This window comes from Streptomyces sp. NPDC002018, assembly GCF_042890865.1.
In the GTDB taxonomy this organism is placed as follows: domain Bacteria; phylum Actinomycetota; class Actinomycetes; order Streptomycetales; family Streptomycetaceae; genus Streptomyces.
Map to the genome: position 1 here is coordinate 21,334 of NZ_JBIASO010000018.1, position 23,889 is coordinate 45,222.

Below are 23,889 nucleotides of genomic sequence, written 5' to 3' on the forward strand. Positions count from 1 at the left end.
GTACCGGCCCCTGTGGAACGCGCGCTCCCGGGAACGCGCGCTGCCGGCCCAACCGCCCCCGAGGCGGCCGGACCGCGGATCGGCAAGATCGGATCAAGCCGTAACCACGGAGGACCAAGGCGGAAATGGTCCGGACGTGCCATGCGCGGTGTGTATCACGCTCCCTACGCTAGGAAGTCGACACCGGCAGGAAGAGGTGATAGCACGTGGCTCTGTTACGTACGGCGACCGTCCAGGACCACGTGGCCCTCGCCGAGATCGAGTTGTGCGGTGAGTTGATGATCGCGGCGTCCGCCGCGGACGAGGACCGGCTCAGCCCGGACCGTATCGACGAGGTGCTGAACGTGACGGCCGAGCGGGCGCTGCTCGGGGAGTCCGAGGGAGCGCTGCTCGGGGAGTCCGAGGGAGCGCTGCTCGGGGACTCCGCCGAGGAACGGGCGCTGCTCGGGGATCCCCCCTGGGAGTGAGGCCGGCGGCGGGGCGCGGCCCCGCCGCGCCCCGCCCGGTCCGTTCTTCTTCTCGCGCCCCAGGGGGCCGCCCCTGTGACATCGGACACAAAGGGCGATGTCGGGCAAAAAGGTGACGTCGGACACATGTTGACGTCGGGTGCGCGGGTGCGCGGGTGCCGGGGTGTGCGGGTGACGTCGGACACGGCACCGGATGCGGCGCCGGAAACGGCGCCGGGCGCGGCCTCAGGTGCGGAGCAGCCGGGCGATCGCCTTGGTCGCTTCCTCCACCTTCGCGTCGATCTCGTCCCCGCCCTTGACCGCCGCGTCGGCCACGCAGTGGCGCAGATGCTCCTCCAGGAGCTGGAGCGCGAAGGACTGGAGCGCCTTCGTCGAGGCGGAGACCTGGGTCAGTATGTCGATGCAGTAGACGTCCTCGTCGACCAGCCGCTGCAGGCCCCGGATCTGCCCTTCGATCCTGCGCAGCCGCTTGAGGTGCTCGTCCTTCTGCTTGTGGTACCCGTGCACACCGCGGTCGTGGTCGGTGATGGCGGAAGGCGCGTCGCTCGTCGCCGCGCCGGCCGCCTCGGTGGTCGTCATCGCGTCCTCCTGCTGTGTGTTCGCTGTGTTCCAGCGCTCTGTCCGCGGTTGGGCGGTGCTTGTCGGTACTCGGCGGTGCTCGGTGGTGCTCGGTGGTGCTTGTCGTCGCTCGGCGGCGCACTGCCTGCGATCCGCCGCGGTCTGTCCGAAAAGGCAGGTATACCCCTCGTGGGTATATGGTACCCGTCTGTGGGCCTTGGGGCAGGGCCCTGTGCTTATCACCTTGTCTGATGGGCGACACTTGGGACTTGCCGCTTAGCAGTGGCCGGATGATGCGCCTACCATCACCGTGACCGAATTCCATGTAACCCGAGGACCCCAGGTGCGATTTCGTCTGACCCCCAGGGAGACGAGCTTCTATGACATGTTCGCCGCGTCCGCGGACAACATCGTCACGGGCTCGAAACTCCTGATGGAACTCCTCGGGGCGGATTCCTCCGCCAGGGCCGAGATCGCGGAGCGGATGCGGGCGGCGGAGCACGCGGGCGACGACGCCACCCACGCGATCTTCCATCAGCTCAACTCCTCCTTCATCACGCCCTTCGACCGCGAGGACATCTACAATCTCGCGTCCTCCCTCGACGACATCATGGACTTCATGGAGGAGGCCGTCGACCTGGTCGTCCTCTACAACATCGAGGAACTGCCCAAGGGCGTCGAGCAGCAGATCGAGGTGCTGGCCAGGGCGGCGGAGCTGACCGCCGAGGCGATGCCGCATCTGCGGACGATGAACAACCTCACCGAGTACTGGATCGAGGTCAACCGGCTGGAGAACCAGGCCGACCAGATCCACCGCAAGCTGCTGGCCCATCTCTTCAACGGCAAGTACGACGCGATGGAGGTACTCAAGCTCAAGCAGATCGTCGATGTGCTGGAAGAGGCCGCCGACGCGTTCGAGCACGTCGCGAACACGGTGGAGACCATCGCGGTCAAGGAGTCCTGAACCACGTGGACACCTTCGCACTGATCGTGACCATCGGTGTCGCGCTCGGCTTCACCTACACCAACGGTTTCCACGACTCCGCGAACGCCATCGCGACCTCGGTGTCCACCCGGGCACTGACCCCGCGTGCCGCCCTCGCGATGGCCGCGGTGATGAACCTCGCGGGCGCGTTCCTGGGCCAGGGGGTCGCCAAGACCGTCAGCGAGGGCCTGATCGCGACGCCGCATGGCGCGCGGGGGATGGGCATCCTCTTCGCCGCGCTGGTCGGTGCGATCGTCTGGAACCTGGTCACCTGGTACTACGGGCTGCCCTCCTCGTCCTCCCACGCGCTCTTCGGCGGCATGGTGGGCGCGGCGCTGGCCGGCGGTACGGATGTGATCTGGTCCGGGGTGGTCGAGAAGATCGTCATCCCGATGTTCGTGTCCCCGGTCGTGGGTCTGGTCGTCGGCTATCTGGTGATGGTCGGGATCCTGTGGATCTTCCGCAACTCGAACCCGCACAAGGCCAAGCGCGGCTTCCGGATAGCCCAGACCGTGTCCGCGGCCGGAATGGCGCTCGGGCATGGTCTCCAGGACGCGCAGAAGACGATGGGCATCGTGGTGATGGCCCTGGTCATCGCCGATGTGGAGGGCTCGGGCGACGCGATCCCGGTCTGGGTGAAGATCGCCTGCGCGGTGATGCTGTCCCTGGGTACGTACGCGGGCGGCTGGCGCATCATGCGCACGCTGGGCCGGAAGATCATCGAGCTGGACCCGCCGCAGGGGTTCGCGGCGGAGACGACCGGCGCGTCGATCATGTTCGGCTCGGCGTTCCTGTTCCACGCGCCGATCTCGACCACGCATGTGATCACCTCGGCGATCATGGGGGTCGGGGCGACGAAGCGGGTGAACGCGGTCCGCTGGGGAGTCGCCAAGAACATCATTCTCGGCTGGTTCATCACCATGCCGGCCGCGGCGCTGGTGGCCGCGCTGAGCTTCTGGACCGTCAACCTCGCCTTCGGCTGACGCGAAATGGGCCCGCCCCCCTGGGAGAGGGGGCGGGCCCTTCGTCGTGCGGTGGCACCGCCATGCAGCACCGCAGGACGGTTCTGGCGCCCTATCCGAAGCGGCCCGAGATGTAGTCCTCGGTGGCCTGCACGGACGGGTTGGAGAAGATGCGCTCGGTCTCGTCGATCTCGATGAGCTTGCCGGGCTGCCCGACGGCGGCCAGGTTGAAGAACGCCGTACGGTCCGAGACGCGCGCCGCCTGCTGCATGTTGTGCGTCACGATGACGATCGTGAAGCGCTCCTTCAGCTCACCGATCAGGTCCTCGATGGCGAGGGTCGATATCGGGTCGAGCGCCGAGCACGGCTCGTCCATCAGCAGCACATCCGGCTCGACCGCGATCGCGCGGGCGATGCACAGCCGCTGCTGCTGGCCGCCGGAGAGGCCGGAGCCGGGCTTGTTCAGCCGGTCCTTGACCTCGTTCCAGAGGTTGGCGCCCTTGAGGGAGCGCTCCACGACGTCGGCCAGTTCGCTCTTGCGCACCTGGCCGTTCAGCCGCAGTCCCGCCGCGACATTGTCGAAGATCGACATCGTCGGGAAGGGGTTCGGGCGCTGGAAGACCATGCCGACCGTACGGCGCACCGCGACCGGGTCGACATGCGCGCCGTACAGGTTCTCGTCGTCCAGGAGCACCTTGCCCTCGACGCGGCCGCCGGGCGTGACCTCGTGCATCCGGTTCAGCGTGCGCAGGAAGGTGGACTTGCCGCAGCCGGACGGTCCGATGAAGGCCGTCACGGAGCGGGGCTCCACGGTCATCGAGATGTCGTCGATCGCCCGGTGGGAGCCGTAGTAGGCGGAGAGTCCGCTGACGTCGATTCGCTTGGCCATGTCAATCACTGCTTCTTTCGTGGCCCCGTGCGGCGGAGCCGGATATCGGGCCTCAGCGGCCGGTCTTCGGGGCCTTCCAGCGGGCGATACCGCGCGCCACCAGGTTGAGGATCATGACAAAGGCGATCAGCACCAGGGCCGCGGCCCACGCGCGGTCGATCGAGGCGACCTCGCCCGCCTTGTACTCGTCGTAGATGTAGAAGGGCAGCGAGGACTGGGCACCCTCGAAGGGGTTCGAGTTGATGAGCTTGCTGCCGAAGACGAGCAGGATGACGGGGGCGGTCTCACCGGCGATACGCGCGATGGCGAGCATCACCCCGGTGGTGATACCGCCGATCGCGGTCGGCAGGACGACCTTCAGGATCACGCGCCACTTCGGTACGCCGAGGGCCAGCGCGGCCTCGCGCAGCTCGTTCGGTACGAGCTTGAGCATCTCCTCGGTGGAGCGGACCACGACCGGGATCATCAGGATCGTGAGGGCGAGCGAGCCCATCAGGCCGGAGGGCTGGATATGGGTCATCAGCATGATCGAGAGGATGAACAGACCGGCGACGATGGACGGGATGCCCGTCATGACGTCCACGAAGAACGTCACGGCCTTCGCCAGCGCGCCCTTGCCGTACTCCACCAGATACACGGCGGTCAGCAGACCGATCGGCGTGGCGATCACGGTGGCGATGGCGACCTGCTCCAGCGTGCCGATCAGCGCGTGGTAGACACCGCCGCCCGGCTCCGCGCTGGGGACACCGGCCATGGAGTGGCCGAGGAAGTACGGGTCGAGGACCTTCACACCACGGCTGATGGTGGTCCAGAGCAGGGAGAACAGCGGGATCACGGCGAGGACGAAGCACACCCAGACGACGCTGGTGGCGAGGCGGTCCTTGGCCTGGCGCTTGTTCTCGACCACCGAGGTGGTGACATACGAGACGACGAGGAAGACGATGACGGCGATCAGGCCCCACTGGACCTTGCTGTCGAGACCGGCGGCGGCTCCGATGCCCGCGCAGAGCAGGACGGCGACGACGGCGAAGCCGGCCGGTGCCCAGCGGGGGAGGCCACGGCTGCTGAGACTCTGCCCGTTGCCCGTGGGCGGCACCGGGGTCTGCTTGTCCTGGACGGCTGCGTGGCTCATGCGTTGGCCCCCGAGTACTCCTTGCGGCGCGCGATGATCAGCCGGGCCGCACCGTTCACCAGCAGGGTGAGGACGAAGAGCACCAGGCCGGAGGCGATCAGGGCGTCACGCCCCACCTCGTTGGCCTCGTCGAACTTCGCCGCGATGTTCTGGGCGAACGTGCCGCCGCCCGGGTCGAGCAGATGGAGCGACATCAGATAGTTCGGGGAGAGCACCGTGGCGACGGCCATCGTCTCGCCGAGGGCGCGGCCGAGGCCCAGCATCGAGGCGGAGATGACACCGGAGCGTCCGAACGGCAGGACCGAGAGCCGCACGACTTCCCAGCGGGTGGCGCCCAGGGCGAGGGCCGCTTCCTCGTTCATCCGCGGGACCTGGAGGAAGACCTCCCGGCTGACGCTGGTCACGATCGGCAGGATCATGATCGCCAGCAGGATGCCGACGGTCAGCATGTTGCGGGCGACGCCGGGCTGGGTCTGGTCGAAGATGTACGTCCACGCGAAGTACTGGTCGAGCCAGATGTTGAGACCGTCGAGATACGGCACCAGGACGAGCGCGCCCCAGAGGCCGTAGATGATGCTCGGCACGGCGGCGAGCAGGTCCACGACGTACGCGAGGGGCGTGGCCAGCCGGCGCGGCGCGTAGTGCGAGATGAACAGCGCGATGCCGACGGCGACCGGGACCGCGATGACCATCGCGACGATCGAGCTGACGAGGGTGCCGACGAGGAGGACCGCGATACCGAAGACCGGCGGATCACCGGCCGGATTCCAGTCGAACGTGGTGAAGAAGTTGCCCTCGTCCTTGGAGATGGCGATGGCGGCGCGGTAGGTCAGGAACCCCGCGATCGACGCCATGATGACGAGCAGCAGAATGCCCGAGCCCCTGGAGAGGCCCGAGAAGATCTTGTCGCCCGCGCGGCCCGTGGAGGTGCCGGAGCGGGGGCTGAGCGGTGGAGCCGGTGGGGTGTCTATGGGTGTGGTGGAGGCCATGATCTTTCCGGTCTGTGTGGGGGAGGGGTCGCTCCCCTGGCGGCGGTGCACCGGATGGGTGGACGGCCGCCGGCCCGGAGCGGTACGCCGGGCCGACTGCCGTCACCTGCTGTGCCGGGGACTACGAGAGGGAGGCGACCGTCTCGCGGACCTTGGCGTTGATCTCGGCGGGGATCGGGGCGTAGCCGGCCTCGGAGAGCAGCTTCTGGCCCTCGTCGCTGGCGGTGTAGGTCAGGAAGGACTTGACCGTGGGAAGCGTCTCGGCCTTGTTGCCCTTGTCGCAGGCGATCTCGTAGGTGACCAGGACGACCGGGTAGGCACCGTCGGCCTTGGTGGCGTAGTCCAGCTCCAGGGCCAGGTCCTTGCCGGTGCCCTTGATCTTGGCGGCGGCGATGGCCTTGGAGGCGTTCTCGGACGTCGCCTCGACGGGGGCGCTGGCACCCGTGTCGATCTTGACGGTGGAGATCTGCTGGGAGGTGGCGTAGGAGAGCTCGAAGTAACCGATCGCGCCGTCGACCTGCTTCACCTGGGTGGCGACACCGGAGGAGCCGGAGGCGGCCTGACCGCCGGGGGCGGGCCACTTCTTCTCGGCCTCGTACTTCCAGTCGGACGCGGCGGTCGCGCCCAGGTACTTGCCGAGGTTCTGCGTGGTGCCGGAGTCCTCGGAGCGGTGGAAGGCCTGGATGGGCTTCTTCGGGAGCTTGACGTCGGGGTTGAGCTTGGCGATGGCGGCGTCGTCCCAGCTCTTGATCTTGCTGTCGAAGATCTTGGCGAGCGTGGGGGCGTCGAGGACGAGGCTGTCCACACCCTCCAGGTGGTAACCGATCGCGATCGGTCCACCGACCATGGGCAGGTTGATGCCCTGGCCACCCTGGCAGATCTTCTTCGAGTCGGCGACCTCTTCGGGCTTGAGCGCCGAGTCGGAGCCGGCGAAGCCGACGGTGCCCTGGTTGAAGGCGATGATGCCCTCGCCGGAGGAGGACGACTTGTAGTTGACCTCCACACCGGTGCAGGCGGCCATGTAGTTCTTGACCCAGAGGTCCATGGCGTTCTTCTGCGCGCTGGAACCGGACGCGAGAAGCTGGCCCTCGGCGCCTTCGCACACAGCGCTCGTCGCGGCGGTGGGCTTCGTCGACGCGTCGCCGGCGCCGGTGTTGTCGTCCGATCCACACGCCGTGAGAACCAGGGCGCCGGAGACGGCGAGGGCACCGAGCGCGGTGGCACGCAGCCCGTTCTTGCGCTGAAGCTTCACTTCGGGTGTTCCTTCCAAGAGCCGCCGGTCCTGCGAGTTGACGGCGGCGTGTGTCGGGGTGGTCGGTGAGGCACTCGGACCGTCACCGTGTAAGCCCGAAATTAGGCAGATCAGGTGAAGCCGCCGACGGGGAGGGGTGAACGGAAAGTGAACCGTGGCATACGGCACGGTGCCGACCTGTTTTTTGAAGGATCGCGCCCGCCCTCGGGACGCTTTCTGCCGCTGCCGACGGCTGATCATTTTTGATTCAGTCGTCGGTTGAAGACCGAACGAGACCGAACGAGACCGTACGGTGCCGGTCCGGCGGCGGTGATGGCCGGAATCAGCTCGTGTGCAGCGCGTCCAGCAGGGCGTCGACCAGGATCCGGTCCCGGGGCTGGGTGAGCCGGTCCCGGGCCGCGGCGGGGGCGAGCCACACTATTCGGTCGACCTCGTCGCTCGGGGTGAAGGCGCCGTCCGTGGCCTCCGCCGCCCAGTAGCTGACCCGCTTGGGGCGGCCCTGGGCCAGATAGCTGACGGTGCCGAGCCGCGCGCCGGGGACACAGTGGTGGCCGGTCTCCTCGTACACCTCGCGCAGGGCCCCCGCCAGGGTGTCCTCCGCGCGCTTGAGCTTGCCCTTCGGATGCGACCAGTCGTCGTACTTCGGCCGGTGCACCAGACAGATCTCGGGGCCGCCGTGGCCGTCGCGCGGATGACGCCAGAGCACACAGCCGGCCGCGAGCACGGTGTTCCGCCCGTGGTGCCCGGCCGCCGCCTCCGCCATGGCTTCGCCCCTGTCGCCGTCGCTGTCGATGTCGCCGTCGTCGCTCTCGTACCGGTACGCGTACTCGGTCTCGTGCCCGGACGGGTGCTCCTGATGTCCGGACGCGTGCTCCTGGTGTCCGGGGCCGGGAGCGTGGTCGTGGTCGTGGGTCTCGTGGTCGTTGGTCCCGTGGTCGTGGGTCCCGTCGTGCCCGGTCACGGTGCGGTCGCCGCCACCGACATCTGTTGCCACACCTGCTGGAAGGCGAAACGCGCCGCCTCCACCTCAAGGCGCTGGTCCGCGTGGAGCACCCCCAGGGCGTACGCCGTCGCGGGAGCGATCCGGGGGGTACGGGCCGCGTTCGCCGCGGCGGCCGCCGCCTCCGCCGCGTCCCGGTGCCGGTCCAGGGCCTGGCCCGCGCCGAGCAGCATCGGATCGGGGGCGCCGCCCGCGCACCAGACCTCCTGCCCGTACCGGTGCAGCCGCAGCAACTGCCGTACCTGGTGCCAGGGAGCGTCCTGCGCCTCACCCTCCGAGGCGGTGGCCAGCCCGTGGATCAGGGCCTCCGCGTTGTACGGATGAGCCGCGCGCGCCAGCGGCAGCGCGGCCACCGCGTCCAGCAGCCGCCGTTCCGTGATCTCACCCGGCGCGGCCAGCACCTCCACGGCCGGGGCGGCGGCCATCGGCGCCAGCGGCACCTCCGAGGCCAGTACGGCCACCGCGTCCGCCACCGCGTGGAAGCGCGAGGAACCGAGCGCCTGGAGCGCCGCCGAGTGGGCCCGCGTGCGCGCGAGGGTGAGCTGACGGTCAAGCAGCGCTCCCGCCCGGGACGCCCCGACCGTCAGCGTGCCGGACGGTGGCCCGTCGGGCCGGCCCTCCGCACGCGCGCCGGTCGCGCCGGTCGCGGTCGCGGCGGGCGGGGCCGTCGCGCCCGAGAGCCGGGCCAGCGCCCCGAGCAGCCGGTGCAGCCGGCCCGTACAGGCGTGCTCCTGGGCCAGGGTGCCGGAGAGCCAGCCCAGTTCCGTACGGAGCTGATCGGCCCAGACGGGATCGAGCAGCGGACGGAACGTGTGCAGTGCGCCGCCGATCCTGCGCGCCGCGCCGCGCAGCGTACGGGCCGCGGCCTCGGCCGCCGCCGTGTCCGAGCCGCTCTCGCCGTACATCCGCAGCCCGCGCAGGAAGTCCCCGGCGCGCGCGTGCAGATACCCGGCCAGGACGTCGCCCGCCGTCAGACGGTCGGTGTCGCCCACGGGAACGCCCGCGGCGAAGCCGGCGGTAAGGCCCGCGGCACGGCCCGCGGCCAGGGGGTCGGTGTCCACTTCATGGTGCTGCACGCCGGCGCCTCCGGGCGTCTATGAGCATTTCCTGTATGTTCCGCAGCGGCCGGCCGTCCTGGTCCGTGGCATGCCGGGTCCAGTTGCCGTCCGCGCCGAGGTGCCAGGAGGAGGTGTCGTCGGACATCCCGGTCTCCAGCAGCCGGGTGAGGGACGCGCGGTGGGTCGGGTCGGTGACCCGGACCAGCGCTTCGATACGCCGGTCGAGATTGCGGTGCATCATGTCGGCGCTGCCGAGCCAGACCTCGGGCTCTCCGCCGTTGCCGAACGCGAAGACCCGCGAGTGCTCCAGGAAGCGGCCCAGGATCGAGCGGACCCGGATGTTCTCGGAGAGCCCGGCGACCCCCGGGCGCAGCGCGCAGATGCCGCGGACCCAGATGTCGACCGGCACCCCCGCCTGCGAGGCCCGGTAACAGGCGTCGATGATCGCTTCGTCGACCATCGAGTTGACCTTGAAACGGACATAGGCGGGGCGTCCGGCCCGGTGGTGCGCGACTTCCTTGTTGATACGGGCGATCAGTCCGTCGCGCAGCGACTTCGGGGCGACCAGCAGCCGGCGGTAGGTCTCCCGGCGCGAGTAGCCCGAGAGCCGGTTGAACAGGTCCGACAGATCGGCGCCGACCTGCGGGTCCGCGGTGAGCAGCCCGAGGTCCTCGTACAGCCGCGCCGTCTTGGGGTGGTAGTTGCCCGTACCGACATGGCTGTAGCGGCGCAGGATGTCGCCCTCCTGCCGTACCACCAGGGAGAGCTTGCAGTGCGTCTTCAGCCCGACCAGGCCGTAGACCACATGGCAGCCGGCCTCCTCCAGCTTGCGCGCCCACTTGATGTTGGCCTGCTCGTCGAAGCGCGCCTTGATCTCGACCAGGACGAGGACCTGCTTGCCCGACTCGGCCGCGTCTATGAGCGCGTCCACGATCGGCGAGTCGCCGGAGGTCCGGTACAGGGTCTGCTTGATGGCCAGGACGTCCGGGTCGGCCGCGGCCTGCTCCAGAAACGCCTGCACCGAGGTCGAGAACGAGTCGTACGGGTGGTGCAGCAGCACATCGCGCTCGCGCAGGGCCGCGAATATGTCCGGTGCGGAGGCGGACTCCACCTCGGCGAGATCGCGGTGGGTGCCCGCTATGAACTTGGGGTACTTCAGCTCGGGCCGGTCCAGCCGCGAGATCCCGAAGAGCGCCGTCAGATCCAGCGGTCCGGGCAGCGGATAGACCTCGGAGTCGGACACCTTCAGCTCGCGGACCAGCAGATCGAGGATGTACGGGTCGATGGACTCCTCGACCTCCAGCCGGACCGGCGGGCCGAAGCGGCGCCGCATCAGCTCCTTCTCCAGGGCCTTCAGGAGGTTCTCGGCGTCGTCCTCCTCGACCTCCAGGTCCTCGTTGCGGGTGACCCGGAACATGTGGTGCGCCAGCACCTCCATCCCGGGGAACAGCTCCTCCAGATGGGCCGCGATCACGTCCTCCAGCGGCACGTACCGCTGCGGCGAGGCCTCCAGGAAGCGGGAGAGCAGCGGCGGCACCTTGACCCGCGCGAAGTGGCGGTGCCCGCTGACGGGGTTGCGCACGACCACGGCCAGGTTGAGCGAGAGCCCCGAGATGTAGGGGAAGGGGTGCGCCGGGTCCACGGCCAGCGGGGTCAGCACCGGGAAGATCTGCTGGCGGAAGAGCGTGAAGAGGCGCGCCTGCTCCTTGTCGGTCAGCTCGGGCCAGCGGATGATGTGGACGCCCTCGTCGGCGAGGGCGGGGGCCACGTCCTGCTGGTAGCAGGCGGCGTGCCGGGCCATGAGTTCGCGGGAGCGGGTCCAGATCAGATCGAGGACCTCGCGGGGCTGGAGGCCGGACGCGGAGCGCGTGGCGACCCCGGTCGCGATACGGCGCTTGAGACCGGCCACCCTGACCATGAAGAACTCGTCCAGGTTGGACGCGAAGATGGCGAGGAAATTAGCCCGTTCGAGCAGCGGGGTCGCGGGGTCCTCGGCGAGCTCCAGAACGCGTTCGTTGAACGCGAGCCAGCTCCGTTCGCGGTCGAGGAAGCGCCCCTGGGGCAGATCGTCGCCCTCGTGGTCGCTGTCCTCCTCGTAGTCGTCGAGATCGGAGTCCAGATCGGGTTCGAGGTCGGATCCGCCCGTGGCGACCGCGTGGGGCCGGTGGGCGGCTATGAAACCGACGGACGGCTGGGGGTGCTGTACCGGTACCTCGGCGGGCTGCTGGCTCATGTCCCCATTCTTCCGCGCAGAGGGGACGACCGGCGCGTCGGAGAGGGCAGGGGCCAGTCGAATCCTGCCGTTCGGTGTGGGGGGCAGAGCGGGCTGCATTCAGAGAGAGTCGCAAGACCTTCTGAATGACCGGTAACGGTGACATGACGTGAAGGAAAGCGGGACGCGGCTCCCCGGGGCTTCTTGGAGCGGATCGGGGGCGCTCGGGCATGGCGGGAGCGCGAGGCGCACCGGGGCGAGCGCCGCGAGCGTCCCGTGCGCGGGGTCACCGGCCCGGCGCACGGTGTGAAGGATGCCGGGTGCGGGTGCGGGTGCGGGTGTGGGTGTGGGTGCGGGCGTGCCGGGTCGGTGGGGGAGGCCGGTACGGGCGGTGGGGCAGGCGCGTCGCTCAGGACTCCGTGCGGTACATCAGATCCACCTCGTGCGTCCTGAAGCCGAGCCGTTCGTACACGGTCACCGCCGCCGTGTTGTCCGCGTCCACGTACAGCATCGCGGTCGGCAGCCCCTGCGAGGCGAGATGGCGCAGCCCGACGGCGGTGAGCGCCTTGCCGAGACCGCCGCCCTGCGCGTCCGGCCTGATGCCCACCACGTACACCTCCCCGAGCTGCTCCTCGGCGTGCACCTTGGTCCAGTGGAATCCGATCAGTTCGCCGTCGCGCTCCGCCAGGAAGAAGCCCTTGGGGTCGAACCACGGCTCGGCCGTCCGGTCGTCCAGGTCGCGCTGGGTCAGCGAGCCCTGTTCCGGGTGGTGTGCGAAGGCCGCGGCGTTGACCGCGAGCCAGGCGGCGTCGTCCCGCCCGGGGACGAACGTACGGATCGTGACCCCGGCGGGCAGGACCGGTTCGGGAAGGGCCGGCGCGCCCAACGGCCGCCGCAACTGGCGCAGTTCACGGAAGAGGGTCAGCCCGAGCACCTGGGCGAGATGCCGGGCGGCCGACTTGCCGCCGTGCGCCCACACCCGCAGCCGCTTGCCGGACGCGCCCAGCAGCGCGACCCCCAGCGCCCGGCCGTGCCCCTGGCCGCGGCAGCCGGGGCGTACGACCAGTTCGGCGGCCGGGGCCTCGACGGGGTCGGTGTCCTCAAGCTGTCCGTATCCGACGAGACCACCGTCGACGCCGAGCAGGAAGTGCCGTACGCCGTCCCGGTGTCCACCGCGCAACTGGAGCCGGCCCTGCTCCGAGACGGCCTGCACCCCGTCGGAGGCGAGGGCGTCGGCGAGCAGGTCGAGGACGTCCTCGGCCTGCTCCGGGGTGAGCGCGTCAAGGGTCTGGATCTGCCGGCCGGGCTCGCGGGCTGCTGCGTCAGTCATGGATCGAGGGTACGGCGGAGGCGCACCCGCGGCGGGACGGAGGCGGATACGGCGACAAGTGGGGGACAGGAGCCCGACGGCTTCCGCTCCCGCAAAGGCAACCACCTTGTAACCCGGGACCCCCTGTCGTGCTACGCGCGTTGACCCTAGGCTGCCGCTCGCAGTCCTTAGCAGGACTCCGGACTTTTCATGATTCTCAATACCCTCAAGAATCTTCAGGCACACGTTCGATCCACAAGGGGACCGATGTCACCGATGTCACCGACGTCAGCGAGACCGCAGAAGAAGCGCGTGACACGGCGGCTGCTCGCCGCCGCCGCGGGGCTGGCCACCGTGGGAGCGCTCGCCTCCGCGATGCCGGCCGTGGCAAGCCAGGACGGGAACAAGGGGCACCACAAGGACGACCTGATCCAGGTGCAGCTCCTCTCCTTCAACGACCTGCACGGAAACCTGGAGCCGCCCGCGGGCTCGTCCGGCAACGTCACGGAGAAGCAGGCCGACGGCACGACCAAGGCGGTCCCCGCCGGCGGGATCGAGTATCTGGCGACCTCGCTGCGCAAGGCACGCGAGGGCAACAAGTTCTCCATCACCGCGGCGGGCGGTGACATGGTCGGCGCGAGCCCGCTGCTGTCCGGCCTCTTCCACGACGAGCCGACCATCGAGGCGCTCAACAAGATCGACCTCGATGTGACGGCCGTCGGCAACCACGAGTTCGACGAGGGCCTGACCGAACTCACCCGTCTCCAGAAGGGCGGCTGCCACCCGACCGAGGGCTGCTATGAGAAGGGGAAGAAGTTCAAGGGCGCCGACTTCCCCTATCTCGCGGCCAATGTGACGTCGGAGAAGACCGGCAAGCCGGTCCTCAAGCCGTACGAGATCTGGAAGAAGCACGGCGTCAAGATCGGCTTCATCGGGGTGACCCTGGAGGGCACGCCGAACATCGTGACCGCCGAGGGTGTCAAGGGCCTCAAGTTCCACGACGAGATCGAGACGGTCAACAAGTACGCCAAGGAGCTGGAGCAGCAGGGCGTCAAGTCGATCGTCGCGCTGATCCACGAGGGCGGTCTGCCGGCCTCCTCCTCGTACAACTACGACTGTGACAGCCCCGCCCCCGGCGGTGGTGTCTCCGGTCCGATCGTCGACATCGCCAAGGGCATCTCCCCGCAGGTCGACGCGCTGGTCACGGGCCACACGCACAACGCGTACGCCTGTACGATCCCGGACCCGGCCGGCAACCCGCGGCTGGTCACCTCGGCGGCGTCGTTCGGCAAGCTGTACACGGACACCACGCTCACCTACGACCGTCGCACCAGCGACATCGTGCGTACCAGCGTGAAGTCGGCGAACCACGTCGTCAGCCGTGACCAGCCCAAGGCGCAGGACATGACCGACCTGATCGCGCGCTGGAACACGCTGGCCGCGCCGATCTCCAACACCCCGCAGGGCTTCATCTCCGCGGACATCAACGGCCGCGGCGCGACGAGCCCGGAGTCCCCGCTCGGTGATGTGATCGCGGACGCCCAGCTCGCGGGCACGGCGGCGGCGGACAAGGGCGGCGCGCAGCTCGCCTTCATGAACCCGGGCGGCATCAGGGCCGACCTGGTCTACGCGGCGTCGGGCGCCGAGGGCGACGGTGTGGTGACCTACGGCGAGGCCTTCACGGTCCAGCCGTTCACCAACATGATGAATGTGCTGGACCTGACGGGCGCCCAGATCGTCACCGCGCTCCAGCAGCAGGTGAGCGGTTCGAACGCCGCTTCGCCGAAGATCCTCCAGGTGTCGGAGGGCTTCACCTACACCCTGGACATGACGAAGACGGGCGCGGACCGTGTCCTCACCGACTCGGTGCGGCTGAACGGCGAGGCGCTCGACCCGGCGAAGACCTACCGGGTCGCGATGAACGAGTTCCTCGGCGGCGGCGGTGACGGCTTCGCGGTTCTCGCCGAGGGCAAGAACAAGCTGGTCGGCCCGTCGGACCTGGACCTGTTCAACGCGTACCTCGCGGCGAACTCGACGGCCCAGTCCCCGCTGGCGCCCCCGGCGGCGGACCGGATCACGATCCTGAGGTAGGCGGTACGGCGTAGTACCGGCGTAGTAAGGCGTAGTACGGCGCTACCCCGGCGGGCCGGGGTCCGGTCTCCGGGCTCCGGTCTCCGGGGTCCGGTCTCCCGGGGAGCGCCGGCGCAGGGCGGTGGGCTTCGGTCCACCGCCCTTCGCGTTGCGGCGGCCCGCCGCCCCGGCCGTTCGCCCCGATGTTCCACCCACCGTGTCCGCGTTCAGCCCGCCGTGTTCCGCGTGTGACGTGTACCGGACATAATCCGAGGGCTCACCCCCGCCACCCCCCACAGCAGACGGAGGCACCCTCGTATGAGCACCCGTACCGGTACGCGCCGGGGCTTTCTGGCCGGCGCCCTCGCCGTGTCCGCCACCGCCCTCATCGGCTCGGCGCCCGCCGTCGCCGGAGAGCGGCGCGCGTTCGCCCCACAGGACTGGATGAGCGGTTTCGGGGACACCACCCCCGTACAGCGGCTGACGATTCCCGGTACGCACAACTCCGGTGCCCAGACCGGCGGGCTGTGGGTGGCGTGCCAGAACACGAGTATCGCCGCGCAGTTGAACAGCGGCATCCGGTTCCTGGACGTCCGCTGCCGGGCGTTCGACAACGCCTTCAGCATCCACCACGCCGCGTACTACCAGAACCTGAACTTCGACGATGTGCTCGGCGCGTGCCGGGACTTCCTGCGCGCGCACCCCTCCGAGACCGTTCTGATGCGGGTCAAGCAGGAGTACTCCGCGGAGAGCGACGCCGAGTTCCGGCGGATCTTCGACACCTACCTCGACGGGAAGGGCTGGCGCTCCCTCTTCCGGCTCGACGGCGGGCTGCCCACGCTCGGTGAGGCGCGCGGACGGGTCGTCCTGCTCGCGGACAACGGCGGCCTGCCCGGTGTGCGGTACGGGGACGGCGCGCTGTTCGACATCCAGGACGACTACCAGGCCGAGCCCGGCGCCAAGTACCCCAAGATCGAGGCCCATTTCCGCAAGGCCGCCCAGCAGCCCGGCAGGCTGTTCGTCAACTACGTCAGCACGGCCGCCCTGCTGCCGCCCCGCTGGAACTCCGACCGCCTCAATCCCCAGGTGCACACGTTCCTCGACGGCGCGGAGGCGAGCGGCTGGCGCGGGCTCGGGATCGTACCGCTGGACTTTCCCGCCACCCGCCCCGGCCTGGTGGAATCCCTGATCCGCCACAACGGCTGACCCCGGAGGGGGGCCACGCCCGGCCCGGCCGGCCCGGCGCCGGGGCCGCGCCGGCGGTGCGACCCCCGGGCGGGCGGACCGCCCGGGGGACGGATCCGGCGGCTCCCGCGGGTCCGAGGACGGTCTATCGTGGGCGCCATGTCCGCCCCTGAGCTGATCCGTATCGTCTCCCGCGATTCGCCCATGGCCCTCGCCCAGGTGGAGCGCGTCCGCGCCGAGCTGGCCGCGCTCCACCCGGGCATCGCGACCGAGGTCGTCCCGGTGAAGACCACCGGCGACAAGTGGATGGGCGACCTGAGCAAGGTCGAGGGCAAGGGCGCCTTCACCAAGGAGGTCGACGCCGCGCTGCTCTCCGGCGAGGCGGACCTCGCGGTGCACTGCGTCAAGGACGTCCCCGCGGACCGCCCGCTCCCCGCCGGCACGACGTTCGCCGCGTTCCTCAAGCGCGACGACATCCGCGACGCCCTGATCCACCCCGGCGGTCTCACGCTCGGCGAACTCCCGGCCGGCACCCGGATCGGCACCTCCTCGGTGCGCCGCGTGGCGCAGCTCGCCGCCTCGCACCCGCATCTGGAGTGCGTTCCGTTCCGCGGCAACGCCAACCGGCGGCTGGAGAAGCTCGCCGCGGGCGAGGCCGACGCCATCCTGCTCGCCGTCTCGGGTCTCGAACGCATCGGGCGCACCGATGTGATCACCGAGATCCTCTCGCCCGAGACGATGTGCCCGCCGATCGGCGCGGGGGTCCTCGCCCTCCAGTGCCGTGAGAACGACACCGACCTCATAGACCTCGTCAGCGGCCTCGGGGACCCCGACACCCACCGTGAGACCACGGCGGAACGGATGTTCCTCCATGTCCTCCAGGGCCACTGCAACTCACCCATCGCCGGGTTCGCCAAGGCCCAGCGCAACGGGGACCTCTCCCTGCGCGCCTGTGTCTTCACCCCCGACGGCAAGACCGTCCTCAACGCCCACGAGTGGGCGGGCCCGCTCGATCCGGCCACCCTGGGCACGTCCGTGGCCGTCACCCTGCTCCGCCAGGGCGCCCGCGAACTGATCGACAACATCCCCCACTGAGACTGCCCCCTGGAAGGCCAGGGCTGGGGCGGGGGCCGGCGCGGGGCGGTCCGGGGACGGCGGCCGCGCGGTCCCTCAGGAGCTGACGCGGTCCCTCAGGAGCTGAAGGGAACGGCGTCCGCCGCCGAGGTGTGCCAGTTGGTGACGATCGGGTCCTCGACGGTGATCGTGCCGACGGGCAGGGAGACCGGGTTCGGGTCGTCGTTCCCGATGGCGACGATGATGCTGTCCAGTTCCTTGCCGCCGTTCTCCACGGTGGTCTTCGGGTTCACCCCGGCGTACGCGGTCGTTCCCCGGCGCAGCGTGATCTGGTCACCGACGGCCTGCTCCGCCGGGCCCGCCTGGGTGCCGTCGGAGCCGAAGGCCACCGTCGGCAGCGCGGCGGGCAGGACGCAGGTGATACCCGGCCTGGCCTTCGCGATGACCAGGATGTATCCGCCGGCCTGGCTCTCGGACCTGGTGCTCCACACGATGTCGTTGGCGCCGCAGACCTGGCCGTAACCGCTCTTGTCGCCGGTGCCGGTGCCGGCGCTGCTGCCGGAGTTGGCGCCGCTGCCGGAGTCGGCGCTGCTGCCGGTGCCGGCGGTGTGGTTGCCGCCCGAGCCCGAGCCCTTGGACGTGTTCGAGGCGTTGGAGGCGTGGGAGGTGTCCGGTGCGGTGTCTTTCGCGGACGAGCCGGACGCCGCTCCGGACGCGGTGTCCGCGTCGCCCACGGGAGTGGAGGAAGCGGCGTTCCGGGCGGCCCCGGCGCCCGTCGCGTCCTGGCAGGCGGTCAGGGACAACGCGGCGACCAGGGCGGTGGCGGCCAGGGCGGTGGTGCGGATGCGGTGCTTGCGCATGGTTCTTCTCCCCGTACGGGTTGGTTCCGGCGAGGGGCGCGGTCGCTGGGCGACGCTGCTTCCCCGGCCGGTGCTGCTGTCTGGCCACAGCTTTCGTGGCCCACGGTCCTGTACGCAATCGGCCACGGGGAGAACGGGACGCTGGAACGGTTAAACGCACTCTGACCTGCGAATATCACCGGTGCCTGGAACGGCGTCCCGGGACGCGGCGCACCGTTCCACGGCCCGGTGGGCTGTGGCGCGTCAGAGTCTTTCCGGCGGCGGGGTCGGCGCGCCCGGAATACGGATGGCCGCCACCGTGCCGCCGCCCGCCGCGTGGCGGAGGGCCACCTCGCCGCCCGTCTGCTGGACCGTACGGGCCACGATCGACAGGCCGAGGCCGGAGCCGGGGAGGGCGCGGGCGGAGGGCGAGCGCCAGAAGCGCTCGAAGACATGGGGGAGTTCGTCGGCGGGGATGCCGGGGCCGTGGTCGCGTACCGTCAGCTCACCCTCTTCGCTCAGGGCGACCTCCACCACACCGCCCGGCGGACTGAACTTCACCGCGTTGTCGAGGACGTTCACCAGCGCCCGTTCGAGCGCGGCCGGCTCGGCCCGTACGTACCAGGGGCGCAGATCCGCGGAGACCGTCAGATCGGGGCCGCGGAGCCTGGCCCGTTCGACCGCGCTCTCCACGATGGTGTGGAGCGCCACGACCTGGAGGGGGCCGGGATCGGCCGCGTCCGGACGGGAGAGTTCCTGGAGGTCCCCGATGAGCGAGGCCAGTTCGGTCATCTGCGCCGTGACGGAGGCCATGAGCGCCTTGTAGTCCTCGGGCGGGATCGCGCGGCCCGTCTGCTCGCTGCGGGCGAGCAGTTCGACGTTCGTACGGAGCGAGGTCAGCGGGGTCCGCAGCTCGTGCCCGGCGTCGGCGATGAGCTGCGACTGACGGTCGCGGGAGGACGCCAGCGCGGCGGTCATGGAGTTGAAGGAGCGGGAGAGCCGGGCGATCTCGTCCTCGCCCTCGACGGGGATACGGACGGTCAGATCCTCGGTACGGGCGACATGCTCGACGGCGCGGGTCAGCCCGTCGACCGGCCGCAGCCCGGCCCTGGCGACCCAGAGACCCGCCGCGCCCGCGCCCACGACCCCGACGCCGGCGACGGCGACGAGGAGCAGGGCGAGCCGGTTCAGGGCCGCGTTGATCTCGGTGAGGGGCCGTGCCACGGAGACGGCGACCTGGGCGCCGGAGCGCAGGACCTCGCGCTGTGTGAAGACGCGGACCTCGGTGCCGCTGTCCGTGGTGCTGTCGTGCAGGGAGCTGTGCTCGGAGCCGTCGGCGACCGCGAGATCCTCCGGCTGGATCCTCACCGGCTCCGAGTCCCGGGCCACACAACGGGTGCCGCCGGGCAGGATCACCTGGATATAGGCGAAACCGGATCCGCTCGTGCCCTCGGGAGCGATGCCGTTGGCGCAGTCGGTCAGCGCCTCCTGGATGGTGGTGGGCGGGGCCGAGGTGTTCTCCAGCGAGGTGTCCAGCTCGCTCGGAAGCTGGGTACTGGTGAGCAGCCAGCAGGTCACGGCCACCGCGGCGACGGCGACGGCGACGGCCGTGGCGACCAGCAGCGCGAGCCGGGAGCGCAGGGGCAGCGACCGGAACCGGCGGACCGGAGCGATCACCGGGGGCCGCCGCTTCCGCTTCCGCTGCCGTTTCCGCTGCGGCCGCCGGTTCCGTTTCCGCTGCCGTTTCCACTTCCGCTTCCGATGCCGGGCGCGGGTCCGGAGGCCGCCGGGGCTCCCGTACCGTCCGAGCGCAGCGCGTATCCGACGCCACGGACCGTATGCACCAGCCTGGGCTCGCCGCCGCTCTCCGTCTTGCGGCGCAGATACATCACATACACATCCAGCGAGTTGGAGCTCGGCTCGAACTCGAAGCCCCAGACGGCCTTGAGGATCTGCTCCCGGGTGAGCACCTGCCGGGGGTGCGCCAGGAACATCTCCAGGAGCGTGAACTCGGTACGGGTCAGCTCCACCCGCCGGGCGCCGCGTGTGACCTCGCGGGTGGTGAGGTCCATCCGCAGATCGACGAAGGCGAGTACATCGTGGCCCGGCAGGTCGCCGGTCGTTGTCGCGTACGAGCTGCGCCGCAGCAGCGCGCGGATCCGGGCGAACAGCTCGTCCAGCTCGAAGGGCTTGACCAGATAGTCGTCGGCGCCCGCGTCCAGTCCCGTGACCCGGTCGCCGACCGTGTCGCGGGCGGTCAGCATCAGGATCGGCACCTTCGATCCGCCGCTCCGGAGCCGGCGGGCGGCGGTCAGGCCGTCCATGCGCGGCATCTGGATGTCGAGGACGATCAGGTCCGGCGCGTAGACGGCGGCCTTGGCGAGGGCGTCGACACCGTCGACGGCGACCTCGGCCCCGTACCCGTCGAACGCGAGGCTCCGCCGGAGGGCCTCGCGCACGGCGGGTTCGTCGTCGACGATCAGGATTCTCTGGGGATCGCCTTCGGCGGGACTCATCTCGCTCCTACCTTTGTCGGTCTCGTCGGTCTCGTCGGTCTCGTCGGTCTCGTCGGTCTCGCCGGCCCCGCGGGGTCCGTGCGGCCCGCCCGCGGGGTCCGGGGCGCGGATCGGTGCCCTATCAGCCTCGCACGCCCGCGGGGGCGCCGACGGGCGCTCTCCGCGGACGGATCAGCTCGTGCCTCCGCCGCGGAGCGTGGCGAGGTCCGACTTGACCGTGTTGATCGGGATGGCGAAGCCCAGGCCGACGCTCCCGGCGCCCGAGCCGCCGTCGACCGAGGACGAACTCGGGGCGTACATCGCGGAGTTGATGCCGATGATCTCGCCGTTCATATTGATCAGCGCGCCACCCGAGTTGCCCGGGTTGAGCGAGGCGTCGGTCTGGAGCGCCTTGTACGTGGTCTTCGAGGACCCGGTGTCCCCGTTGAACTGCTGCCCGCCGAACTCGAACGGCCAGTTCCCGCCGCCGCGCTGTTGCTGTTGCTGCTGCTGTCCCTGGTCCTGGTCCTTGGCGACGGTCACGTCCCGGTCGAGGGCCGAGATGATGCCGCTGGTGACCGTGCCGGTCAGGCCCTCGGGGGAGCCGATCGCCACGACCTCGTCCCCCACCCGCACCTGGCCCGAGTCGCCGAGCGTGGCCGTCCTGAGGCCGCTCGCGCCCTCCAGCTCGATGAGCGCGAGGTCCTTGTCCGCGTCGGTGCCCACGACCCGGGCGTCGTAGGTTTTGCCGTCGCTGAGCCGGACCTTCACCGTGGACGCCCCGGCGATGACATGGTTGTTGGTGATGATCTCGCCGTCGGAGGTGATGATCACGCCGGAGCCCGTGGACTGCCCGGAGTCCGAGGTCGCCGTGATCTCGACGATGCTCGGGGAGACGGCCTGGGCGACACCGGCGACCGTGCCCTTGCTGCTCTGCGAGACGGTGGTCCCGCTCACGATCGTGCCGCCGGTGCTCGTACCGTCGCCGGAGTACCGCCCGACCAGGGTCGCCGTGCCGCCCCCGACGATCGCGGCGGCGATCGCCACGGCCGCGAGGAGGGCGACCGGGGCCTTGGCCCTGCCCCTGTGGTGTGCCGTCGCGGTACCGCCGTGGCCGTGGTGGGCCGGCGGTGCGGGGGGACCGTACGCGGGCGGCGGCGGGTAGGCCGGGCCCGGGAACCCTCCGGTGGGCTGCTGCTGCGTGCTGTCTGCGTCGCCGCTGCCGCGGTAGTAGTCGGTCATGGAATCGACTGTCGGCGCGCGAGATGAGAAGCGGCTGAGGACGATCTGAGAAGCCCAACAAAACCGTGTATGCCCCATGTAAAGACGGGGGGCCGACGGCAGGGATGAGGCGTCTCCGGGCCCGCGAGAATCGGCCGCACAGAAGATCCGCGGGACGAAGGACCGGCCGGACGGAAGACCGGCCGGGCAGGTGTCAGGCGCAGCCGCAGGAGCGGCGCACGATCAGCGCCGAGGGGAACTGCTTCACGCGCTCCCGCCGGGATCCGGCGACCCTCAGTCCGTCGTCCAGCACCAGGTCCACCGCCGCCCGCGCCATCGCCGGCCGGTCGGAGGAGACCGTCGTCAGCGGCGGATCGGTCAGGCCGGCTTCCTTCACGTCGTCGAATCCCGCCACCGCCAGCTCGCCCGGCACATCGAGCCGCAGCTCGCGCGCGGCCCGCAGCACGCCGATCGCCTGGTCGTCGGTGGCGCAGAAGATGGCCGGGGGTCTCTCGGGGCCCGAGAGCAGGTCCAGCGCGACCACATAGGCGTCGTAGCGGTTGTACGGGGCCTTGAAGAGGCGTCCCTCCACCGACCGGCCGGACTCCAGCATCGCCCGCCGCCAGCCCTCGACATGGTCGGTCACCGGGTCGCCGACGACCGGTGTGGACTCGACGCCGCCGAGGCACGCCACATACGCGTGGCCGTGTTCCAGGAGATGACGGGTGGCGAGCTGGGCGCCGCCGATGTCGTCGGTGACGACCGCCACGTCGTCGATGCCCTCGGGCCGCTCGTGCAGCAGCACCACCCGGGCGTCCCAGGCCTCGATCTCGGCGGCGGCACGCTCGCTCGGACCCTGGCTGACCAGGATCAGCCCGGACACCCGCATCCCGAGGAAGGCCCGCAGATAGTGGACCTCGCGCTCGTCGCGGTAGTCGGAGTTCCCGACCAGCACCATCTTCCCGCGCTCGGCCGCGGCCTGTTCCACCGCGTGCGCCATCTCCGCGAAGAAGGGCTGCCGGGCGTCCGGCACGACCATCCCTATCAGGTCGGTCCGCCGCGAGGCCATGGCCTGGGCGACCCGGTCGGGGCGGTAGCCCAGCTCCTTGATCGCGGCGACCACCCGCTCGCGCGTGGCCGGGGCGACCGGCCGGGGTCCGTTGTTGATGACGTAGCTGACGACCGCGGTCGACGTACCCGCCAGTCGTGCCACATCGTCCCGCGTCACCTTGGCCACGCGCGGCAGTCTACGCGGGGTGACCTACCGCTTGGCAGGCCGTACGGCAGGTTCCCGCACCCGGTCCGGTTCGGTGGCCGAAACCGTACGCCCGCTCTCCTCCGCCTTCTCGTGCCGCGGCTCGGCACGGGAACCGTCGCGGGAGCCGTGACGAGGGTCGTCGCGCGGCTCGTCACGGGAGGATTCGGGCGTTGTCGCCTTCGGCCTGGCCTCGTCCGCGGCCCGCTCGACCTTCTCCGGCGTGACGAAGCGGTAGCCCACGTTCCGCACGGTCCCGATCAGGGACTCGTGCTCGGGGCCGAGCTTGGCGCGCAGTCGCCGTACATGCACATCGACCGTGCGCGTACCGCCGAAGTAGTCGTAGCCCCAGACCTCCTGGAGGAGCTGGGCCCGGGTGAAGACCCGGCCGGGGTGCTGCGCGAGGTACTTGAGCAGCTCGAACTCCTTGAAGGTCAGGTCGAGGACCCGCCCCTTGAGCTTCGCGCTGTAGGTGGCCTCGTCGACCGACAGATCGCCGTTGCGGATCTCCATGGGGGAGTCGTCCGACGAGATCTGCTGGCGGCCCATCGCGAGCCGCAGCCGTGCCTCGACCTCGGCGGGACCCGCCGTGTCGAGCAGCACGTCGTCGATGCCCCAGTCGGCCGTGACGGCGGCGAGCCCGCCCTCGGTCACGACGAGGATCAGCGGGCAGCCGGGCCCGGTGGAGCGCAGGAGCTGGCAGAGCGACCTCACCTGCGGAAGGTCGCGCCGGCCGTCGATCAGGATGACGTCGGCACCAGGGGTGTCGACGAGTGCGGGCCCTTCGGCCGGGGCCACCCGCACGTTGTGCAGCAGGAGCCCGAGTGCCGGCAGCACCTCCGTCGAGGGCTGGAGTGCGTTGGTCAGGAGCAGCAGAGAACTCATCGCCGCTCACCTGCCACGGTCAGTCCGCCGGTCGGCCCTGTCGGACTGTGGT

Annotated in this window: 20 protein-coding genes and 1 pseudogene; 6 read left to right on the forward strand and 15 right to left on the reverse strand. The window is 70.3% G+C overall.

The features are described from left to right. The first annotated feature begins 206 nt into the window (after positions 1–206). Positions 207–467, forward strand: a complete 261-nt coding sequence (locus ACFYYH_RS25900; RefSeq protein WP_388555519.1) for a hypothetical protein — start codon at positions 207–209, stop codon at positions 465–467. Between the two features lie 225 nt (positions 468–692). Here the strand turns inward: ACFYYH_RS25900 and ACFYYH_RS25905 are convergent, their stop codons facing one another. Continuing rightward, on the reverse strand, positions 693–1,046 hold the full coding sequence (locus ACFYYH_RS25905; RefSeq protein ID WP_388555522.1) for a metal-sensitive transcriptional regulator: 354 nt from the start codon (positions 1,044–1,046) through the stop codon (positions 693–695). A gap of 322 nt (positions 1,047–1,368) precedes the next feature. Here ACFYYH_RS25905 and ACFYYH_RS25910 point away from each other — a divergent pair, with 322 nt between their 5' ends. Together ACFYYH_RS25910 and ACFYYH_RS25915 are read left to right on the forward strand one after the other, a co-directional pair. Beyond that, the gene (locus tag ACFYYH_RS25910; RefSeq protein ID WP_388555525.1) at positions 1,369–1,989 is read left to right on the forward strand and encodes a DUF47 domain-containing protein; all 621 of its coding nucleotides are present in this window, start codon (positions 1,369–1,371) and stop codon (positions 1,987–1,989) included. A 5-nt stretch (positions 1,990–1,994) separates the two neighbouring features. Beyond that, positions 1,995–2,993, forward strand: coding sequence for an anion permease (locus tag ACFYYH_RS25915; RefSeq protein WP_388555527.1), 999 nt, complete (start codon positions 1,995–1,997; stop codon positions 2,991–2,993). A gap of 91 nt (positions 2,994–3,084) precedes the next feature. Here ACFYYH_RS25915 and pstB read toward each other — a convergent pair whose 3' ends face one another. The 8 genes from pstB to mshD all read right to left on the reverse strand — a co-directional run bounded on the left by pstB (position 3,085) and on the right by mshD (position 12,834). Then, complete coding sequence (gene pstB, locus ACFYYH_RS25920) at positions 3,085–3,861, reverse strand: phosphate ABC transporter ATP-binding protein PstB (RefSeq protein ID WP_388555530.1); 777 nt, start codon at positions 3,859–3,861, stop codon at positions 3,085–3,087. Positions 3,862–3,913: 52 nt separating this feature from the next. Continuing rightward, positions 3,914–4,993, reverse strand: coding sequence for a phosphate ABC transporter permease PstA (gene pstA, locus ACFYYH_RS25925; RefSeq protein WP_388555533.1), 1,080 nt, complete (start codon positions 4,991–4,993; stop codon positions 3,914–3,916). After that, positions 4,990–5,982: a phosphate ABC transporter permease subunit PstC gene (gene pstC / locus ACFYYH_RS25930; RefSeq protein WP_388555536.1), complete on the reverse strand. Its 993-nt coding sequence runs from the start codon at positions 5,980–5,982 to the stop codon at positions 4,990–4,992. The genes pstA and pstC overlap by 4 nt, the downstream gene beginning before the upstream one ends. Before the next feature lie 121 nt (positions 5,983–6,103). Continuing rightward, on the reverse strand, positions 6,104–7,234 hold the full coding sequence (gene pstS / locus ACFYYH_RS25935; protein ID WP_388555538.1) for a phosphate ABC transporter substrate-binding protein PstS: 1,131 nt from the start codon (positions 7,232–7,234) through the stop codon (positions 6,104–6,106). A gap of 322 nt (positions 7,235–7,556) precedes the next feature. Beyond that, entirely contained in the window at positions 7,557–7,997 is a 441-nt protein-coding gene (locus tag ACFYYH_RS25940; protein WP_388555837.1) for an NUDIX hydrolase, read from the reverse strand. Positions 7,998–8,191: 194 nt separating this feature from the next. After that, complete coding sequence (locus tag ACFYYH_RS25945; protein ID WP_388555840.1) at positions 8,192–9,226, reverse strand: CHAD domain-containing protein; 1,035 nt, start codon at positions 9,224–9,226, stop codon at positions 8,192–8,194. Positions 9,227–9,296: 70 nt separating this feature from the next. Next, positions 9,297–11,525, reverse strand: a complete 2,229-nt coding sequence (locus tag ACFYYH_RS25950) for an RNA degradosome polyphosphate kinase (protein WP_388555540.1) — start codon at positions 11,523–11,525, stop codon at positions 9,297–9,299. A gap of 388 nt (positions 11,526–11,913) precedes the next feature. After that, positions 11,914–12,834: a mycothiol synthase gene (gene mshD / locus ACFYYH_RS25955; RefSeq protein ID WP_388555543.1), complete on the reverse strand. Its 921-nt coding sequence runs from the start codon at positions 12,832–12,834 to the stop codon at positions 11,914–11,916. 255 nt (positions 12,835–13,089) lie between these two features. Here mshD and ACFYYH_RS25960 point away from each other — a divergent pair, with 255 nt between their 5' ends. From ACFYYH_RS25960 to hemC, 3 genes are all read left to right on the forward strand, one after another. Next, the gene (locus tag ACFYYH_RS25960; protein ID WP_388555546.1) at positions 13,090–14,904 is read left to right on the forward strand and encodes a bifunctional metallophosphatase/5'-nucleotidase; all 1,815 of its coding nucleotides are present in this window, start codon (positions 13,090–13,092) and stop codon (positions 14,902–14,904) included. A gap of 297 nt (positions 14,905–15,201) precedes the next feature. Next, positions 15,202–16,089, forward strand: coding sequence for a phosphatidylinositol-specific phospholipase C (locus ACFYYH_RS25965; RefSeq protein WP_388555548.1), 888 nt, complete (start codon positions 15,202–15,204; stop codon positions 16,087–16,089). Positions 16,090–16,227: 138 nt separating this feature from the next. Next, positions 16,228–17,163, forward strand: coding sequence for a hydroxymethylbilane synthase (gene hemC / locus ACFYYH_RS25970; RefSeq protein WP_388555551.1), 936 nt, complete (start codon positions 16,228–16,230; stop codon positions 17,161–17,163). Between the two features lie 95 nt (positions 17,164–17,258). Here hemC and ACFYYH_RS25975 read toward each other — a convergent pair whose 3' ends face one another. The 6 genes and pseudogenes from ACFYYH_RS25975 to ACFYYH_RS26000 form a co-directional block, all read right to left on the reverse strand. Beyond that, positions 17,259–18,002 carry a hypothetical protein gene (locus ACFYYH_RS25975; RefSeq protein WP_388555554.1) on the reverse strand — a complete coding sequence of 248 codons (744 nt, stop codon included), beginning with the start codon at positions 18,000–18,002 and terminating at the stop codon, positions 17,259–17,261. 243 nt (positions 18,003–18,245) lie between these two features. Next, positions 18,246–19,658, reverse strand: coding sequence for a sensor histidine kinase (locus ACFYYH_RS25980; protein ID WP_388555557.1), 1,413 nt, complete (start codon positions 19,656–19,658; stop codon positions 18,246–18,248). A 122-nt stretch (positions 19,659–19,780) separates the two neighbouring features. Beyond that, positions 19,781–20,497: pseudogene (locus ACFYYH_RS25985) on the reverse strand (response regulator transcription factor); the annotation flags it as partial. Positions 20,498–20,668: 171 nt separating this feature from the next. Further along, positions 20,669–21,718 (reverse strand): S1C family serine protease, encoded by a 1,050-nt coding sequence (locus ACFYYH_RS25990; protein ID WP_388555560.1) that lies wholly within the window; start codon positions 21,716–21,718, stop codon positions 20,669–20,671. Between the two features lie 193 nt (positions 21,719–21,911). Beyond that, positions 21,912–22,934, reverse strand: coding sequence for a LacI family DNA-binding transcriptional regulator (locus ACFYYH_RS25995; protein WP_388555563.1), 1,023 nt, complete (start codon positions 22,932–22,934; stop codon positions 21,912–21,914). 24 nt (positions 22,935–22,958) lie between these two features. Continuing rightward, complete coding sequence (locus ACFYYH_RS26000; RefSeq protein WP_388555566.1) at positions 22,959–23,837, reverse strand: response regulator transcription factor; 879 nt, start codon at positions 23,835–23,837, stop codon at positions 22,959–22,961. Between the last annotated feature and the right edge of the window lie 52 nt (positions 23,838–23,889).

What these genes read in the sequence shown, in the direction of transcription:
- ACFYYH_RS25905 (WP_388555522.1), bottom strand. Translation starts at nt 1,046, where the DNA reads ATGACGACCACCGAGGCGGCCGGCGCGGCGACGAGCGACGCGCCTTCC.
- pstB (WP_388555530.1), bottom strand. Translation starts at nt 3,861, where the DNA reads ATGGCCAAGCGAATCGACGTCAGCGGACTCTCCGCCTACTACGGCTCC.
- pstA (WP_388555533.1), bottom strand. Translation starts at nt 4,993, where the DNA reads ATGAGCCACGCAGCCGTCCAGGACAAGCAGACCCCGGTGCCGCCCACG.
- pstC (WP_388555536.1), bottom strand. Translation starts at nt 5,982, where the DNA reads ATGGCCTCCACCACACCCATAGACACCCCACCGGCTCCACCGCTCAGC.
- ACFYYH_RS25940 (WP_388555837.1), bottom strand. Translation starts at nt 7,997, where the DNA reads ATGGCGGAGGCGGCGGCCGGGCACCACGGGCGGAACACCGTGCTCGCG.
- ACFYYH_RS25950 (WP_388555540.1), bottom strand. Translation starts at nt 11,525, where the DNA reads ATGAGCCAGCAGCCCGCCGAGGTACCGGTACAGCACCCCCAGCCGTCC.
- mshD (WP_388555543.1), bottom strand. Translation starts at nt 12,834, where the DNA reads ATGACTGACGCAGCAGCCCGCGAGCCCGGCCGGCAGATCCAGACCCTT.
- ACFYYH_RS25960 (WP_388555546.1), top strand. Translation starts at nt 13,090, where the DNA reads ATGTCACCGACGTCAGCGAGACCGCAGAAGAAGCGCGTGACACGGCGG.
- ACFYYH_RS25965 (WP_388555548.1), top strand. Translation starts at nt 15,202, where the DNA reads ATGAGCACCCGTACCGGTACGCGCCGGGGCTTTCTGGCCGGCGCCCTC.
- hemC (WP_388555551.1), top strand. Translation starts at nt 16,228, where the DNA reads ATGTCCGCCCCTGAGCTGATCCGTATCGTCTCCCGCGATTCGCCCATG.
- ACFYYH_RS25975 (WP_388555554.1), bottom strand. Translation starts at nt 18,002, where the DNA reads ATGCGCAAGCACCGCATCCGCACCACCGCCCTGGCCGCCACCGCCCTG.
- ACFYYH_RS25990 (WP_388555560.1), bottom strand. Translation starts at nt 21,718, where the DNA reads ATGACCGACTACTACCGCGGCAGCGGCGACGCAGACAGCACGCAGCAG.
- ACFYYH_RS26000 (WP_388555566.1), bottom strand. Translation starts at nt 23,837, where the DNA reads ATGAGTTCTCTGCTGCTCCTGACCAACGCACTCCAGCCCTCGACGGAG.